The following is a 14,381-nucleotide window of genomic DNA, read 5'->3' as shown; positions in this document are numbered from 1 at the left end:
GCGGTATTCACCGCGTGGGAGCCGATTGGTTCGAAGGTTTCGCGAGGCCGTTAAACGTACAGGGCATGCAGAAAGGCAGCGCAAACGAACAGTGTAGCCATCTTGGCCACGCCTGTCCAGCCCGTGCCTTAATAGGCCTGACGCGGGCCGGCCGGCCCGGTTCTGACGGGCCACCGACGCGTCGGGCAACAGACGGACAGACTAGCCGGATCGACCGACAGTTGTCGCCGCCGACACGGGCGGGACGTCCGTCCTTCGCACCTTTTTTCTTCCCGGGCCGTGCCTCGCGCTGCCGCGGCCTGGCGGGTGCGTCTTATGGAGCTGACGTACGGAGCTGACGTACCGCAGAATCCCGCGTAGCTGGGCCGACGTCAAGAGGCGGGCGCCGATCATTGCCCGCGCGCATCCGCCGCTCATGGTCATCACACTGGTTACGGCGGACAGCACGAAGGACCCCCGGGAAACCCCGGGGGTCCTTCGAATGGCTCGCGCCGTGAAGTGGAACTACTTCACGGAGACGCCGGCGCCGGCCTCTTCCAGAGAAGCCTTGGCCTTCTCGGCGGCCTCCTTGGTGGCCTTCTCCAGCACGGCCTTCGGCGCGCCGTCGACGAGGTCCTTGGCTTCCTTCAGGCCCAGCGAGGTCAGCTCGCGCACGACCTTGATGACCTGGATCTTCTTGTCGCCGGCCGACTCCAGGATGACGTCGAACTCCTCCTGCTCGGCCGGGGCCTCGGCGGCGGCGGCCGGACCGGCCGGACCGGCGACGGCGACCGGGGCGGCGGCCTTGACGTCGAAGGTGTCCTCGAACAGCTTCACGAACTCGGAGAGCTCGATCAGCGTCATCTCCTTGAAAGCCTCGAGCAGCTCGTCCTTGCTGAGCTTCGCCATGATAGGCGTCCTTTCTCTAAGTGAGGTCTAGCTTGGTTTTGCCGGGTGCCTATCAGGCGTCGGCGGACTTCTTGGCCGACAGCGCGTCCACGGTGCGGACGGCCTTGGCCAAAGGAGCCTGGAAGAGCGCCGCCGCGTTCGCGAGGGACGCCTTCATCGCGCCGGCCGCCTTGGCCAGCAGAACCTCGCGGGACTCCAGGTCCGCGAGCTTGGCGATCTCAGCCGGGGTGAGGGTCTTGCCCTCCATCACCCCGCCCTTGATCACCAGAAGGGGGTTCGCCTTGGCGAAGTCACGAAGACCCTTGGCCGCCTCGACCGGGTCGCCCTTGATGAAGGCGATGGCCGAAGGACCCTTCAGCGCCGCCTCGTCCAGACCGGTGACCCCGGCCTCCCGAGCTGCGACCTTGGTCAGCGTGTTCTTCACCACGGCGTAGTCCGTGGTCGCACCGAGCGCACGCCGAAGTTCCTTCAGCTGCGCGACAGTGAGCCCGCGGTACTCGGTCAGCACGGCGGCGTTCGAGTCGCGGAAGTGATCCGCGATCTCGGCGACCGCGGCCGCCTTGTCAGGCCTCGCCATACGGGCCTCCTTCCGGGGTGTCAGAGCCGACTCCAGCCTCGACACGAAAAAACGCCCGGCGCGTCAGCGCGGGCGTCACAGATCAGGTGGACCATCCTGCCGGACGATCAGACTGCTTCACTTATCGCGCCTCGGCGGGTCGCTCCGTGGGAGGAGGCCTTCGACTGGTCCGGGCCGTTCGGCTCGGAGCAGCGACCAGCGGTCTTCGGCTGCGTCAAGATTAGCACGGGCTCGGGGGTGGTTCTGACCACCGACAAAGCGTCGAGCCCCCGTCCCGACCGGGACGGGGGCTCGACTTTTCAATGCCCTGCTGTGCGCCAGGCGTCAGCTCACGCCTCGTCGTCGCCGGCGACGTTGCGCACCCGGTTGGCGTCGACCTGGATGCCCGGGCCCATCGTCGTGGCGAAGGTGATCTTCCGCAGGTACCGGCCCTTGGCGGCGCTGGGCTTCACCCGCAGCACCTCCTCCAGCGCGGCGGCGTAGTTCTCGGCGAGCTGCTGCTCGGAGAAGGACACCTTGCCGATGATGAAGTTCAGGTTCGAGTGCCGGTCGGCACGGAACTCGATCTTGCCGCCCTTGATGTCGTTGACGGCCTTGGCCACGTCCGCGGTGACGGTGCCGGTCTTCGGGTTCGGCATGAGCGAGCGCGGGCCCAGCACCCGGCCCAGGCGGCCGACCTTGCCCATCAGGTCCGGGGTGGCCACGACCGCGTCGAAGTCCAGACGGCCCTTGGCGACCTCGTCGATCAGCTCGTCGGAGCCCACGATGTCGGCGCCGGCCTCGCGGGCCGCCTCGGCCTTGTCGCCCTGGGCGAAGACCAGGACGCGGGCGGTCTTGCCGGTGCCGTGCGGGAGCACGACGGTGGAGCGGACCATCTGGTCGGCCTTGCGGGGGTCGATGCCCAGCCGCATCGAGACCTCGACCGAGCTGTCGAACTTGGTGACCGAGGTCTCCTTGGCCAGACGGATCGCCGTCAGCGGCGGGTAGAACTCCTCGGCGTCGATCTTCGCCGCGGCGTTGCGGTAGCCCTTGCTGCGCTTCATTACTGCTCTCCTAGTGATGGTGAGATGTGGTCTTCGCGAGCCGCGCGCGGCTCTGCCACTGGTGTCGCCGGTACTGCTGCCCGCCGGGCGCGAGGCCCGGGCCGGGTACTGCTGTGGAGGCGTGTCGCCACCGAGCCGAGGGCTCAGTGGTCCGCCACGATCACGCCCATGGACCGCGCGGTCCCGGCGATGATCTTCATGGCGGCCTCGACGTCGTTCGCGTTCAGGTCCGGCATCTTGGTCTCGGCGATCTCCCGGACCTGGGCCTGGGTCAGCGTCGCGACCTTGTCCTTCTGCGGGACGCCCGAGCCCTTCTCGATCCCCGCGGCCTTCAGGATCAGCTTGGCCGCCGGCGGGGTCTTGGTGATGAACGTGAACGAGCGGTCCTCGAACACCGAGATCTCGACGGGCACGACCTGCCCGCGCTGCGCCTCGGTCGCCGCGTTGTACTGCTTGCAGAACTCCATGATGTTCACGCCGTGCTGACCCAGGGCCGGGCCGACGGGCGGGGCCGGGTTCGCCATACCGGCCTTGATCTGGAGCTTGATGACCGCGGTGAGCTTCTTCTTGGGAGGCATTCCCATACTCGTTTCTGTAGACGTCGCCGATAACCCCTACCAAGGGCACGACGGATGAGGGTCGCCACAAGGCAACAGCTGACAAGCTTACCGGACCGGCCGCCGTGCCCCGGACGCGGTGAGGCCCCCGCACCGGTCAGAACCGGTCCGGGGGCCTCACTACAACCTCACCGGCAACACCGCTCCTAAAAAGGAGAAGCCGTATACCGCGCTATCGTGCCGCCGACCGCTACGGCTGCACCGGCTTGGGCAGCGCCTTCGCCACCGAACCGCCCGGCAGCGCCGAGGCCAGACCCGCGGCATCGGCGGCCGACATCCCCGCACCGGCGGCCCGCGTCGCGGCCAGCTTCTTCCCGCCGGCGTCCGTCACTCCCGCGGGACCGGCGATGGCCTGCGCCAGCTGCTGGTCGATCCCGCCCGGCACCGCGGCCGGTCCGCCGAACACGAAGCCGCCGTACAACTCGCCCCGGTTCGCGTCCAGCAGCGCGGTGTCCTGACCGGACAGCCCGGTCTTGGGGTTGACCAGAAGCAGCGGCCCGTTCATGGACCCCATGGCCGCGCCGCCGGACAGCGCGTCCGGCCACGCCAGGCCGGTGGCCACACCGGCGGCCTGCATGGTCGGGAAGAACGCCGCGGCCACCAGGTACGAGGTCTGATACCGGTCGGTGCCGACCAGCGGCAGCCGCCAGTACCCCTGGTGCTGGGAGTCGATCGCCTTCAGCGCCTGCCCGCCGACCCCGGCCAGCAGGATCCCGGAGTTCGGGTCGAAGTCGGTGCCGAAGCGGTGCAGGTACGCCTGCGTCGCGGCCGGCATCTTGGTGTCGTTGCTGAGCACCACCACCGAACCGGGCTGGGCCCCGGCCGCCGCCCCGGCGGACAGCGCGTCGGCGAAGTCGTTGCCGGTGGCCACCAGGATCTGGCTCGGGTGCGGGGCGACCACCTCGGCGATGCGCACCGCGGTGTCGTAGCGGTCCGTGCCGGCGATCCGGTCGACGCTGAAGCCCAGCGCGTGCACCGAGTTCGCGACCGCCGGGGACAGCGCCTGGACGCCGCCCAGCAGGTAGACCGTGGCGCCGGGACGCAGGATCCGCTTGAGCTCGGCGCCGGCCTGCGGGGACAGCGTCTTGGTCCCGGTCAGCAGCAGCGGACCGTTCTCGCGGGCGGCCAGCGCCGAGCCGGCCAGCGCGTCGGCCGGCACGTCGTCCCGGGACAGCACGGCCGAGTCGGCCTGCGTCCGGTAGGTGTCGTTGGCGTCGCCGTTGTTCCGCCACTGCGACTGCGACACCGACGCCGCGGTGCCCAGCCGGTCCGCGCCGGCCAGCCGCAGCACCTGCTTCGGGAACTCGCTGCGGTAGGCGAGATGCTCCCCGCCGGTGAGCGCGCCGTGGACGGTGACCGTGGTCTCGGCGTTGGCCGTGGCCTTCGGGTCGGTGTTCACCGCGACCGAGCGCACCTGGGCGGTGCCCTGGGTGGCGCCGGCCGGGACCGAGTTCTCGTCGAAGGCGATGGTCTTGCCGTCCGGGGCGAACGCCGGGTTGGCGACCGTGACCGTGGGCGCGGCGTCGGCACCGGTGCCCGGCGCGGCGACGAAGGTCTGCTGGACCGGCGTGGCGAGCCCGCCGGCCGGCACCGTGGTCGGCACGGTCCAGATCTGCGGCACGTTGTTCTTGTCGGCCTGCACGAACGCGACCGTGGCCCCGTCCGGGGACACCGACGGCGCGCTACCGGTGGCCGCGACCTGGTAGGGCACGTAGTTCCCGGCCGCGGTGCGGACCCAGATCCCGTCCGAGGTGCTCTGGCCGCCGGCCACCTTCTCCCGGGCGAAGGCCAGCGTGCCGACCCCGTAGTCCGGGCTGGAGTCCGAGGTCCCGGCCGCCGAGGTCTTCGGCAGCGGCCAGGACTCCGGCGTGCCGTCGTCGGTGGCCGAGCCGTTGGCCCAGGTGGCCATCAGCTGCGTCGGCCCGGCAGCCGGGGCGCCCTGGCTCAGGTCGTAGCCGGCGAACACCAGCAGGCTGCCGGCATAGGACCAGACCGGGTGCGCGCCGCCGGCCGCGCCCCGGGCGACCGCCTTGAGGCCGGAGCCGTCGGCGTTCGCGGTGAAGACCTGGCCGTTCGCCGAGAAGGCGTACTTGCTGCCGTCGGGCGACCAGGAGACGTCGGTGCCGGCCCACGGGACGTGGGTGACGTCGCCACCGACGGTCTCCAGGGAGCCGTCGGTGTGGCTGATGGTGAGCGGGCTGCTCGAAGGGACGCCGGGAACTGTGGCGTCGGCCTGCGGCGCGAAGGCCAGACCGGCCAGTGAGGCCGATACGACCGCGGCGGCGGACAGCCGCCGAGACATGCGGACAGACACGTGTGATCCCCCCACGGAATCATTGGGAAATGTCAAGGGCGCCCCACGTTAGTGGAGCGCCCTAGCACGTGCCTATGAGAATCACATGAAGATCGGTCGTATCTTCCGGTGATGCTTTTGACGGAGTCGCAACCCCTTGTCAGCAGCGGATCAACAGCGGATCAACTGTTCTTCTGGATCTGGTTGAAGCTCAGCTCCACCGGGGTCTCCCGGCCGAAGATCTCCACCAGGCCCTTGACCTTCTGCGAGTCGGCGTTGATCTCGTTGATCGTGGCCTGCAGCGTGGCGAACGGGCCGTCGATGACCGTGACCGAGTCGCCGACCTCGAAGTCCAGCACCTTGACCTCGGCCGGCGCCTTCTGCTTGCCGCTGACCTCCTCGGGCTGCTCCTCGAGCAGGATCTTCACGACCTCGTCCAGGGTCAGCGGGTACGGCTCGTGGGCGTTGCCGACGAAGCCGGTGACGCCGGGGGTGTTGCGCACCACGCCCCAGGACTCGTTGGTCAGGTCCATCCGGACCAGCACGTAGCCGGGGAACTTGTTGCGCTTGACCCGCTTGCGCTGGCCGCCCTTGATCTCGACGACCTCCTCCATGGGCACCTCGACCTGGAAGATGAAGTCCTCCATGTTCAAGGTGGTCATGCGGGTCTCGAGGTTCTGCTTCACCCGGTTCTCATAGCCGGCGTAGCTGTGGATCACGTACCACTCGCCGGGCGCGCGGCGCAGGGCCTCGCGGAACTCCTCGATGGCCTCCGGGCTGCCGGGCGCGAACTGGCTGCCGGCCTCGTCCTCCGGCGCGGACTCCGCCCCGGCCTCCTGCTCGGCGCCCTCACTGGCGTCCTCGGGCTCACCGGTGGCGACCTCCGCCTCGACGGCCTCGGCCTCGTCGTCGTTCTCCACGAGAACAGTCGCCTCTTCGAGGTCTCCGTACGTCTCAGACACGGTCGCTCATACTTCCTTTTGCTAGGGGTGGTGGGATCGGTACGGCTGCTCAGCCGAACACCCACATCACCAGTTTGCTGAACCCGTAGTCCAGCGTAGCCACGATCCCGACCATGATCGCGACGAACACGATGACCACCGTGGTGTAGGTGACCAGTTCGTTGCGGGTCGGCCAGACCACCTTGCGCAGTTCGGCGATGATCTGCCGGTAAAACAGGCCCATGCGGCCCAGCGGGGACCGACGGCGCTCGGGGCGGCGGTCGCCACCGCGGCCGCGGTCCGGCTTCGACGTCGCGGAGGTCGAGCTCGTCTCGGTCACCTGGTCCTCATCACTATCGGCGAAAGTGGCGGGTTGGCGCGGAAAGGCTTTCCGCGAACACGCTTCGCGCCCAGGTGAGCCCGTTTCCGGGCTTTCCTGGGCGCCTAAGCAGGGCCGGAGGGACTTGAACCCCCAACCCCCGGTTTTGGAGACCGGTGCTCTACCAATTGAGCTACGACCCTTTGCCTAAGCGTGCTCCACAAACCTACCTCGCCGAGGTGGGGAAGGGGAATCCGCCGATCGAGAGTGTACGGGACGCGCGTGCCGGATTGCGAACGGGTTCGCCCGCCGGCGCCGGCCGCCGTGTCGCGGGCGTGCGCGGGTGTCTCCTTTCGTGGAACGTCACCCCGGGCGGCCCGCCGGTGATGGGACCATGGGGGCATGACAGCCTCCGCAGCAGACGTTCCCGCCCCGACCAGCCGGATCTCCCGGCGGGTCGGCGCCATCGCCGAGTCCGCGACCCTGGCCGTGGACGCCAAGGCCAAGGCGCTCAAGGCGGCCGGCCGGCCGGTGGTCGGCTTCGGCGCCGGAGAGCCCGACTTCCCGACCCCGGCGTACATCGTCGAGGCGGCCGTGAAGGCGGCTCAGAACCCGAAGTACCACAAGTACACGCCGGCCGGCGGGCTGCCGGAGCTGCGGGAGGCGATCGCGCACAAGACGCTGCGCGATTCCGGCGTCTCGGTGTCGGCGAACCAGGTACTGGTCACCAACGGCGGCAAGCAGGCCATCTACAACGCCTTCGCGACCCTGCTGGACCCGGGCGACGAGGTCATCGTGCCGGCCCCGTACTGGACCACCTACCCGGAGTCGATCAGCCTGGCCGGCGGCGTGCCGGTGCCGGTGGTCACCGATGAGAACAGCGGCTACCTGGCCACCGTGGCGCAGTTGGAGGCGGCCCGGACCGAGCGCACCAAGGTCCTGCTGTTCGTCTCGCCGTCCAACCCGACCGGCGCGGTCTACAGCCCCGAGCAGGTCGAGGCGATCGGCAAGTGGGCGCTGGAGCACGGCCTGTGGGTCCTCACCGACGAGATCTACGAGCACCTGGTCTACGGCGACGCCCGCTTCACCTCGATCCTGAAGGCGGTCCCGGAGCTGGCCGGGCAGACCGTGATCGTCAACGGCGTGGCCAAGACCTACGCGATGACCGGCTGGCGGGTCGGGTGGGTGATCGGCCCGGCCGACGTGGTCAAGGCCGCGACCAACCTGCAGTCGCACGCCACGTCCAACGTCTCCAACGTGGCGCAGGTCGCGGCGCTGGCCGCGGTCTCCGGCGATCTGGCGGCGGTGAACGAGATGAAGCTGGCCTTCGACCGGCGCCGGCAGACCATCGTGCGGATGCTGAACGAGATCCCCGGCGTGGTGTGCCCGGAGCCCAAGGGCGCCTTCTACGTGTACCCCTCGATCAAGGGGCTGCTCGGCAAGGAGATCCGCGGCCAGCGGCCGGCCAGTTCGGCCGAGCTGGCCGGGCTGATCCTGGACGAGGCCGAGGTCGCGGTGGTGCCCGGCGAGGCCTTCGGCACCCCGGGCTACCTGCGGCTGTCCTACGCGCTGAGCGACGCCGACCTGGTCGAGGGCGCGTCCCGGCTGCAGAAGCTGCTAAGCGAGGCGCGCTGAGGCGCCCTTGTCGACCGATGGCGGGCCCCGGCGGCAAGCCGGGGCCTTCGTCGTGATCCGCAGCACTACTCCGCTTGATTCCCCCGATTTCACCGTTCGAGCGTTGATAATGGCGGGATGGAGAAATCGGATGTGACGGACTTCTCCGCCGCGACCGAACACTCCCCCGCTCCCTCGAACTCCTTCATCGGCCGCGTCGAGGCCTTCATCCGCCGCCCGCACTGGGACCCGCCGGACGACACCTGGGTGGTGCGCCGCTGGCCGGACCTGACCGGCTACTGCTTCGCGACCCTCTTCTTCTGGCTGTCGCTGACCCCTTCGCTGCTCCCCCGGCCGTGGATCATGCAGGGGCTGCTCGGCGGGATCACCGGCATCGCCGGGTACGGCGTCGGCTCGCTGCTGAGCACCGCGGCGCGCGCGCTGGCCCGGCGGCTCGACCGGCCGTTCAGCGCGCACCTGCGCAAGCGCGGCTGGCAGTTCATCCCGCTGGTGCTGCTCGTGGTGAGCATCGCCGTGGTGGTCTGGGGTGCGCGGGCCCAGCGCCGACTCCAGCTGCTGATGGGCCTGAGCCAGTCCTCGACCTGGAACGCCGGGCTCATCATCGGCCTGTCGCTGGGCACGTTCCTGTTCCTGCTCGCCGTGTGCCGCGCGGTACGGCTGCTCGCCCGCAAGCTCGTGGCCTGGTTCGGGGCTCTGGTGCCGCTGCCGCTGGCCTACGCGGCCGGGCTGCTGGTCTGCGCCACGCTGGTCGTGGTCGGGACCAAGAACGTGCTCTGGGACCGCGGGTTCATCGGATTCATCGACCACGTCTCGCGGCAGGCCAACGAGGGCACCGAACCCGGGATCCACCAGCCGGTCTCGCCGCAGGTCTCAGGGAGCCCGCAATCGCTGGTCTCCTGGTCCAGCCTGGGCACGAAGGGCCGCACCTTCGTGGCCACCGCGCCGACGACCCAGGAGCTGACGGCGTTCTCCGGACAGCCCTCGCTCCCGCCGGTCCGGGTGTACGTCGGCGAGCAGGTGGAAGCCGCGGACTTCACCGCGGCCGCGGCTCTGGCGGTGCGCGAGATGGACCGGACCGGGGCCTGGGACCGCAAGGTGATCAACCTGGTCGGCACCACCGGCAGCGGCTGGGTGGACCGGAACATCCCGACCCCGCTGGAGTACATGTACAACGGCGACACCGCGACCGTGGCGCTTCAGTACTCGTATCTGCCGAGCTGGATCTCATTCCTGGTCGACAAGGAACGCGCCGGACACGCCGCCCGCGCGCTCTACCAAGCGGTCCACACCCGGCTGCTCACCATCCCGGCCGACCACCGGCCCAAGCTGGTGCTCTCCGGGGAGTCCCTGGGCGCCTACGCCATGGACTCGGTCTTCACCAGCCCGCAGGCCCTGATCGACGGCGCGGACGGGGTCTTCTTCGAGGGTCCGCCGGCCGCCAGCAAGGTCTGGCAGCAGATCGTCGGCCACCGGGACCAGGGCTCGCCGATCTGGCGGCCGATCTATCAGAACGGGAAGAGCATCCGGTTCGGGCAGTGGCCGAGATCGGACCTGAAGTACCCCTCGTCCGCGCCCTGGGACCACCCGCGCGTGGTCTTTCTGCAGAACGCCTCGGACCCGGTGGTGTGGTGGACGCCGGACCTGCTGACCGACAAACCGGCCTGGGCCTCGCCGCCGCTGGGGCCGGATATCAGCCCCCAGCTCCGCTACTACCCGATCGTCTCGTTCTGGCAGACCACGGTCGACCTGGCGGTGTCCTTCGGTATGCCGGCCCAGCACGGCCACAGCTACGGCACCGGGGCCTGCGTGGGCTGGGGCGCCGTCCTGCCGCCGCCGGGCTGGACCGCGGCCGACACCGAGAACCTGGAGAACGTCATGGCCGCGATCAACCGGAAGTGGAGTTGACGCCCGGAGCCGGCCGTTGGCTGGCCGACCACCTGCGGCGCCCGCTGGGCACCGGCCAGGCGCTGATCTTCGCGGTACTGCTGCTGGCCGCGCTGAACTGGCTGGAGCACCGGGTCCACTGGTTCAACAGCCTGCCGGACCTGGCGATCGCGGCCATCGTCACCGGGCTGTTCGCCGGGCTGGCCTGGTGGTCCGGACACGCGCTGGAAGAGCTGGGCCTGGACCGCCAGTCCTGGCCGCGGGGCCTGAAGTGGTCCGGGATCATCATCGCCGGGGTGGCCGTGGTCTACCTCGGCGGAGCCCTGCTGCCGGTCACCCGCTCGCTGTTCACCGACCAGCGCTACGCCTCGCTGACCGCCTGGCAGGTCGTGGTCCGGGTGTTCGTCGACGTGCCGTTCGCCACGGTGCTGGCCGAGGAGGTGGCGTTCCGCGGCGTCCTGTTCGGCCTGGCCTCCCGCCGCTGGCCGCCGCTCGGCGCCACCGCCTTCAGTTCCCTGATGTTCGGCTGCTGGCACATCCTGTCCTCGCTGCACCTGAACACCGAGAAGCCAGCGCTCACCTCGCTCCTGGGACCCTCGGGGCTGGGGGCGGCGCTGGCCGATCTCGGGACTGTCGTGTTCACCGGCCTGGGCGGCGCGGTGTTCTGCGAGCTACGCCGGCGTAGTGGCAGCCTCCTGGTGCCGATGTCCTTCCACTGGGCCACCAACGCCCTGGGCTACGTCTTCGGCTTCCTGGTACGGGTGGGCGTCATCCCCGCCCTGTGAGGCCGCCGGACGCCGGCCGGGCACCAGCAACATCGCCAGCGTCGCCACCGCCAGGACCGCCGCCCCGGTGTAGACCGCGGGGATCAGGCCGCTGATGAAGTGCTGGGGCGCGGACTGGGTGGCGGTCGGGTTGTAACCGCCGTGAGCGGCGAACACCACGCCCATCACCGCGATGCCCAGCACGCCGCCGAGCTCGCGCATCGCGTTGTTGACGCCGGAGGCGATCCCTTCCTGATCCCGCCGGACCGAGCCCAGGACCAGGTTGGCGATCGGCGCGAAGAACATCGCCATGCCGATACCGCCGATGATGAAGGCCGGGAGCAGCGAGGTGTAGCTCACCGTGGCCGAGGCGACCGAGGCGACCCAGGCCAGTGCCACGGCCTGCAACCCGAGGCCGACGGTGACGATCCACTTGCCGCCGATCTTGTCCGACAGGATCCCGGCGATCGGCGCCACCAGCATCGGCATCCCGGTCCACGGCAGTACCCGCACCCCGGAGGCCAGCGGCGAGTCGCCGAAGACGGTCTGGAACACCTGGGACAGGAAGAAGACCGCGCCGAACATCCCGAAGGACATCAGCAGGGCGCTGACGTTGATCAGCGGGAAGCTCCGGCCGCGGAACAGGTGCATCGGGACCATCGGCGCTTCGGTCCGCAGTTCCCAGAGCACGAAGGCGGCCAGCAGCACGGCCCCGGCGATGAACCCGGTCAGCACCAGCGCGTTGGTCCAGCCGACGTCCCCGCCGCGGATCAGGCCCAGCACCACGCCCAGCAGCCCGCCGGTGGCCAGCACGGTCCCGACCACGTCCAGCCGCCGCGCCGGGCCGCGGCTCTCGGTGAGGCCGAACCAGGCCAGCGGCAGCAGCACCACCCCCAGCGGCACGTTCACCCAGAAGATCCACTGCCACGAGGCGGCCTCCACGACGGCCCCGCCGATCACCGGTCCGAGCGCCACGGCCAGCCCGCCGATGGCACCCCAGGCGCCGACGGCCGCACCGCGCTTCTCCGGACGCACACTCGCCGACAGCAGCGTCAGGCTCAGCGGCACGATCACGGCACCGCCCAGGCCCTGCACGGTCCGCGCGGCGATCAGCACCGCGATGTTCGGGGCCAGCGCCGAGACCACCGACGCGGCGGTGAAGACGGCAAGTCCGGCGACGAACAGGTTCCGGCGGCCGAAGCGGTCACCGAGCGTCGAGCCGGTCAGCAGGAACACCGCGAAGGTGAGGGTGTAGGCGGAGACCGTCCATTGCAGGCCGGACAGGCCGGCGTGCAGCGACTCCCGGATCGACGGCAGCGCGATGCTGACGACCAGGTTGTCCAGCTGCGCCATGAACATGGCCACGCCGGTGATCAGGAAGGTGCGGACCGGGTGGCCGATGGTGGCGGCCCGCAGGCTGTCGGTCGGTCGGCCCCGGACGGGGCCGGCGGTCTCGGTGCTCATGCTGATACTCCCACATCAGAGATCGGATAGTTAGCAGTCACTAACTAGTCAAGGCAGTGATTGGTCACTAACTTCACCGGGCAGAGTTCTGGGCAGAGTTCTGCCCGGCGGGCGAGCCGGGGCTGGGATGTCCGGATGGATTCGGCATACCGGGGGTGGCGCCTCGGGTCGGCGCCGATGGCGATCGCGGCTGGTCGCCGCGGTGTTCAGTTGTCGGTCGGGGCTGTGCTGGTCGAGGCTGTGCCGGTCGGGGCTGTGCTGGTCGGGGCCGTGTTGGTCGAGCCTGTGCCGGTCGAGCCTGTGCCGCCCAACACCCTCTCGACGTAAGCGGCGTATTCGGGACTGGAGGGACTGTCGCCAGCCGGCCCGCGACCCGCCGCCGCCCGGGCGTCCAGCTCCTCGGCGGAGTTGGCCGTCTCGGCGGCCTCGTCCCGCAGCACCTCGAGCACGGGTTGCCAGTCCGAGTCGCGGTCCATGTCCCACCCCATCGCGGCGATGGTGTTGCAGAGCATGCCTCTGGCGAAGAACTCCACGCGGGCCTCCAGCGGGGCACCGGAGATGTTCTCCACGTGCTGCCACAGCCGGCGCATGAGGGCGCGGACCGCCTTCTGCACCTCGGGGTCGTGGCACGCGGCAAACTGCTGGAGTTGCAGGTTCAGCAGATCACGGTCCGCCATGAGCAGGTCCTGGTAGGCCTGGCCCATCGCGGCCAGCGCCGCGTGCCCGTATTTGCCGTCGGCCGCCTTGGTGAACACTTCCTGCACCCGCCGCGCGGAGTCCTCCAACGCGGCGATGAACAGGTCGCGCTTGGTCGGGAACAGCCGGAACAGGTAGGGCTGCGACACCCCGACCCGCTTGGCGATGTCACCGGTCGAGGTGCCTTCCAGCCCGCGGACCGAGAACTCGGTGACCGCGGCCCGGACCACTTGGTCGCGTCGCTCGTCGGCACTCATGCGGGGGCTCATGGGAAGTAAGTTAGCACTCACTAACCACGACGGCAACCCCACTGCCGAGAGCAATGCCGCCAGGTCAGGACTGGTTGCGGGGCATCGGGCCGGGGACTATGCCGTCGGTACCGGCCGCAGACGCACCACGGCGGCGCCCCGCGCCAACGCGCCGCGCAACTGGTCCCGGTCGACGTTGCCGTCGGCGTCCAGGCTGACCCCGGAGCGCTTACGGTGGCTGGGATTGCCCGCGATGACGACCCGGTACGGCTCGGCGATCTCCTCCTCGTCGGTGATCACCTCCCAGTCCGCGACGGTGTCGCGGCCGCGCCAGGTGATCGGTACCGGCTCCCCGGGGACCAGATTGCGGCGCCACTTGGCGGCGGTGCCGATCAGCAGGTCGCCGCCGGACTCGACGTAGCCGACCGGATTGGCGTAGACGCGCCCGGACTTGCGGCCCGTCACGGTGACGATCAGCATCTTCTTGCTGACCATGCCGTGGAGGGGCGAGCGCAGGATCGACCGCATAGTGGCATCGAGCATGGACATCGGTCAGTACTCCCTACTATTCGGAAAACCAGACTGGTCAGAAGCCGGACTGGCTCAGCACATCGGCCTTGTCGTAGTAGTCGTCACTGGACGAAGAGGTCGGCCAGGCGCTGCGGGTTCTTGCTGTTCCAGGCGGCGGCCCAGTCGACGGCGACGGCCGGCAGCCGGTGGTGTCCGCGGTCGTGGTCGGCCGACGCGGCGGCGGCCGGCTTCGCGGTGCCGACCCCGGCGGACCCTGTGGATGCGGCGGATGCGGCGGACGTTCCAGCGATGCTGAGGACCCCGACTGCGATGCCGGTGGCCACGGCGCGACGGATGATGGACATAGTTCCCTCCCAGGGATGACAGTGCGCTGGCATGGCTGATAGACCGCTGAGGTCAGCAGCCCGCAGAGGTGAGATGAGTGGTCTGAGTTCGGTCAGGCGCCGTCTGCGTCGTCGGCCTCGGGGGCGGGCTCCGGGTG

The 14,381-nt window shown here is 69.8% G+C and carries 14 protein-coding genes and 1 tRNA gene; 3 read left to right on the top strand and 12 right to left on the bottom strand.

The window, feature by feature from the left end; genetic code table 11:
- Positions 1–504 precede the first annotated feature (504 nt).
- The 8 genes from rplL to KGQ19_RS19620 form a co-directional block, all read right to left on the bottom strand.
- Positions 505–888, bottom strand: coding sequence for a 50S ribosomal protein L7/L12 (gene rplL / locus KGQ19_RS19655; protein ID WP_212010659.1), 384 nt, complete (start codon positions 886–888; stop codon positions 505–507).
- 52 nt (positions 889–940) lie between these two features.
- A complete protein-coding gene (rplJ, locus tag KGQ19_RS19650) occupies positions 941–1,465 on the bottom strand; it encodes a 50S ribosomal protein L10 (protein WP_212010658.1) in 525 nt (174 codons plus the stop codon).
- Positions 1,466–1,794: 329 nt separating this feature from the next.
- Positions 1,795–2,508, bottom strand: a complete 714-nt coding sequence (rplA, locus tag KGQ19_RS19645; protein ID WP_212010657.1) for a 50S ribosomal protein L1 — start codon at positions 2,506–2,508, stop codon at positions 1,795–1,797.
- 143 nt (positions 2,509–2,651) lie between these two features.
- Positions 2,652–3,086: a 50S ribosomal protein L11 gene (rplK, locus tag KGQ19_RS19640; RefSeq protein WP_212010686.1), complete on the bottom strand. Its 435-nt coding sequence runs from the start codon at positions 3,084–3,086 to the stop codon at positions 2,652–2,654.
- A gap of 229 nt (positions 3,087–3,315) precedes the next feature.
- Positions 3,316–5,439, bottom strand: coding sequence for a cell wall-binding repeat-containing protein (locus KGQ19_RS19635; RefSeq protein WP_212010656.1), 2,124 nt, complete (start codon positions 5,437–5,439; stop codon positions 3,316–3,318).
- Between the two features lie 161 nt (positions 5,440–5,600).
- Positions 5,601–6,380, bottom strand: coding sequence for a transcription termination/antitermination protein NusG (gene nusG / locus KGQ19_RS19630; RefSeq protein ID WP_212010655.1), 780 nt, complete (start codon positions 6,378–6,380; stop codon positions 5,601–5,603).
- A gap of 49 nt (positions 6,381–6,429) precedes the next feature.
- On the bottom strand, positions 6,430–6,699 hold the full coding sequence (gene secE / locus KGQ19_RS51950) for a preprotein translocase subunit SecE (protein WP_212010654.1): 270 nt from the start codon (positions 6,697–6,699) through the stop codon (positions 6,430–6,432).
- Positions 6,700–6,808: 109 nt separating this feature from the next.
- Positions 6,809–6,881 (bottom strand) — tRNA-Trp (locus KGQ19_RS19620).
- A gap of 199 nt (positions 6,882–7,080) precedes the next feature.
- Here KGQ19_RS19620 and KGQ19_RS19615 point away from each other — a divergent pair.
- The 3 genes from KGQ19_RS19615 to KGQ19_RS19605 all read left to right on the top strand — a co-directional run bounded on the left by KGQ19_RS19615 (position 7,081) and on the right by KGQ19_RS19605 (position 10,982).
- Positions 7,081–8,313, top strand: coding sequence for a pyridoxal phosphate-dependent aminotransferase (locus KGQ19_RS19615; RefSeq protein WP_212010653.1), 1,233 nt, complete (start codon positions 7,081–7,083; stop codon positions 8,311–8,313).
- A 117-nt stretch (positions 8,314–8,430) separates the two neighbouring features.
- Complete coding sequence (locus tag KGQ19_RS19610) at positions 8,431–10,218, top strand: alpha/beta hydrolase (protein WP_212010652.1); 1,788 nt, start codon at positions 8,431–8,433, stop codon at positions 10,216–10,218.
- Positions 10,209–10,982 carry a CPBP family intramembrane glutamic endopeptidase gene (locus tag KGQ19_RS19605; RefSeq protein ID WP_212010651.1) on the top strand — a complete coding sequence of 258 codons (774 nt, stop codon included), beginning with the start codon at positions 10,209–10,211 and terminating at the stop codon, positions 10,980–10,982. Before KGQ19_RS19610 ends, KGQ19_RS19605 begins: the two co-directional genes overlap by 10 nt.
- On the opposite strand, the gene KGQ19_RS19600 is transcribed toward KGQ19_RS19605, so the two are convergent.
- From KGQ19_RS19600 to KGQ19_RS19585, 4 genes are all read right to left on the bottom strand, one after another.
- Positions 10,869–12,425, bottom strand: coding sequence for a DHA2 family efflux MFS transporter permease subunit (locus KGQ19_RS19600; protein ID WP_230418970.1), 1,557 nt, complete (start codon positions 12,423–12,425; stop codon positions 10,869–10,871). The genes KGQ19_RS19605 and KGQ19_RS19600 overlap by 114 nt on opposite strands.
- A gap of 206 nt (positions 12,426–12,631) precedes the next feature.
- The gene (locus KGQ19_RS19595; RefSeq protein WP_212010650.1) at positions 12,632–13,390 is read right to left on the bottom strand and encodes a TetR/AcrR family transcriptional regulator; all 759 of its coding nucleotides are present in this window, start codon (positions 13,388–13,390) and stop codon (positions 12,632–12,634) included.
- Between the two features lie 96 nt (positions 13,391–13,486).
- Positions 13,487–13,918, bottom strand: a complete 432-nt coding sequence (locus KGQ19_RS19590; protein ID WP_212010649.1) for a PNPOx family protein — start codon at positions 13,916–13,918, stop codon at positions 13,487–13,489.
- Positions 13,919–14,001: 83 nt separating this feature from the next.
- Positions 14,002–14,244: a hypothetical protein gene (locus KGQ19_RS19585; protein WP_212010648.1), complete on the bottom strand. Its 243-nt coding sequence runs from the start codon at positions 14,242–14,244 to the stop codon at positions 14,002–14,004.
- Positions 14,245–14,381 lie beyond the last annotated feature (137 nt).

The sequence above is a fragment of the Catenulispora pinistramenti genome, from assembly GCF_018274385.1.
GTDB lineage: Bacteria > Actinomycetota > Actinomycetes > Streptomycetales > Catenulisporaceae > Catenulispora > Catenulispora pinistramenti.
This window is presented reverse-complemented; position numbering and strand designations above follow the sequence as displayed.

Bases quoted from the DNA above. Each gene is read 5' to 3' on its own strand.
- KGQ19_RS19595 (WP_212010650.1), bottom strand. From the start codon at position 13,390: ATGAGCCCCCGCATGAGTGCCGACGAGCGACGCGACCAAGTGGTCCGG.
- KGQ19_RS19590 (WP_212010649.1), bottom strand. From the start codon at position 13,918: ATGTCCATGCTCGATGCCACTATGCGGTCGATCCTGCGCTCGCCCCTC.
- KGQ19_RS19610 (WP_212010652.1), top strand. From the start codon at position 8,431: ATGGAGAAATCGGATGTGACGGACTTCTCCGCCGCGACCGAACACTCC.
- rplJ (WP_212010658.1), bottom strand. From the start codon at position 1,465: ATGGCGAGGCCTGACAAGGCGGCCGCGGTCGCCGAGATCGCGGATCAC.
- KGQ19_RS19600 (WP_230418970.1), bottom strand. From the start codon at position 12,425: ATGAGCACCGAGACCGCCGGCCCCGTCCGGGGCCGACCGACCGACAGC.
- KGQ19_RS19615 (WP_212010653.1), top strand. From the start codon at position 7,081: ATGACAGCCTCCGCAGCAGACGTTCCCGCCCCGACCAGCCGGATCTCC.
- rplK (WP_212010686.1), bottom strand. From the start codon at position 3,086: ATGCCTCCCAAGAAGAAGCTCACCGCGGTCATCAAGCTCCAGATCAAG.
- rplA (WP_212010657.1), bottom strand. From the start codon at position 2,508: ATGAAGCGCAGCAAGGGCTACCGCAACGCCGCGGCGAAGATCGACGCC.
- KGQ19_RS19585 (WP_212010648.1), bottom strand. From the start codon at position 14,244: ATGTCCATCATCCGTCGCGCCGTGGCCACCGGCATCGCAGTCGGGGTC.
- rplL (WP_212010659.1), bottom strand. From the start codon at position 888: ATGGCGAAGCTCAGCAAGGACGAGCTGCTCGAGGCTTTCAAGGAGATG.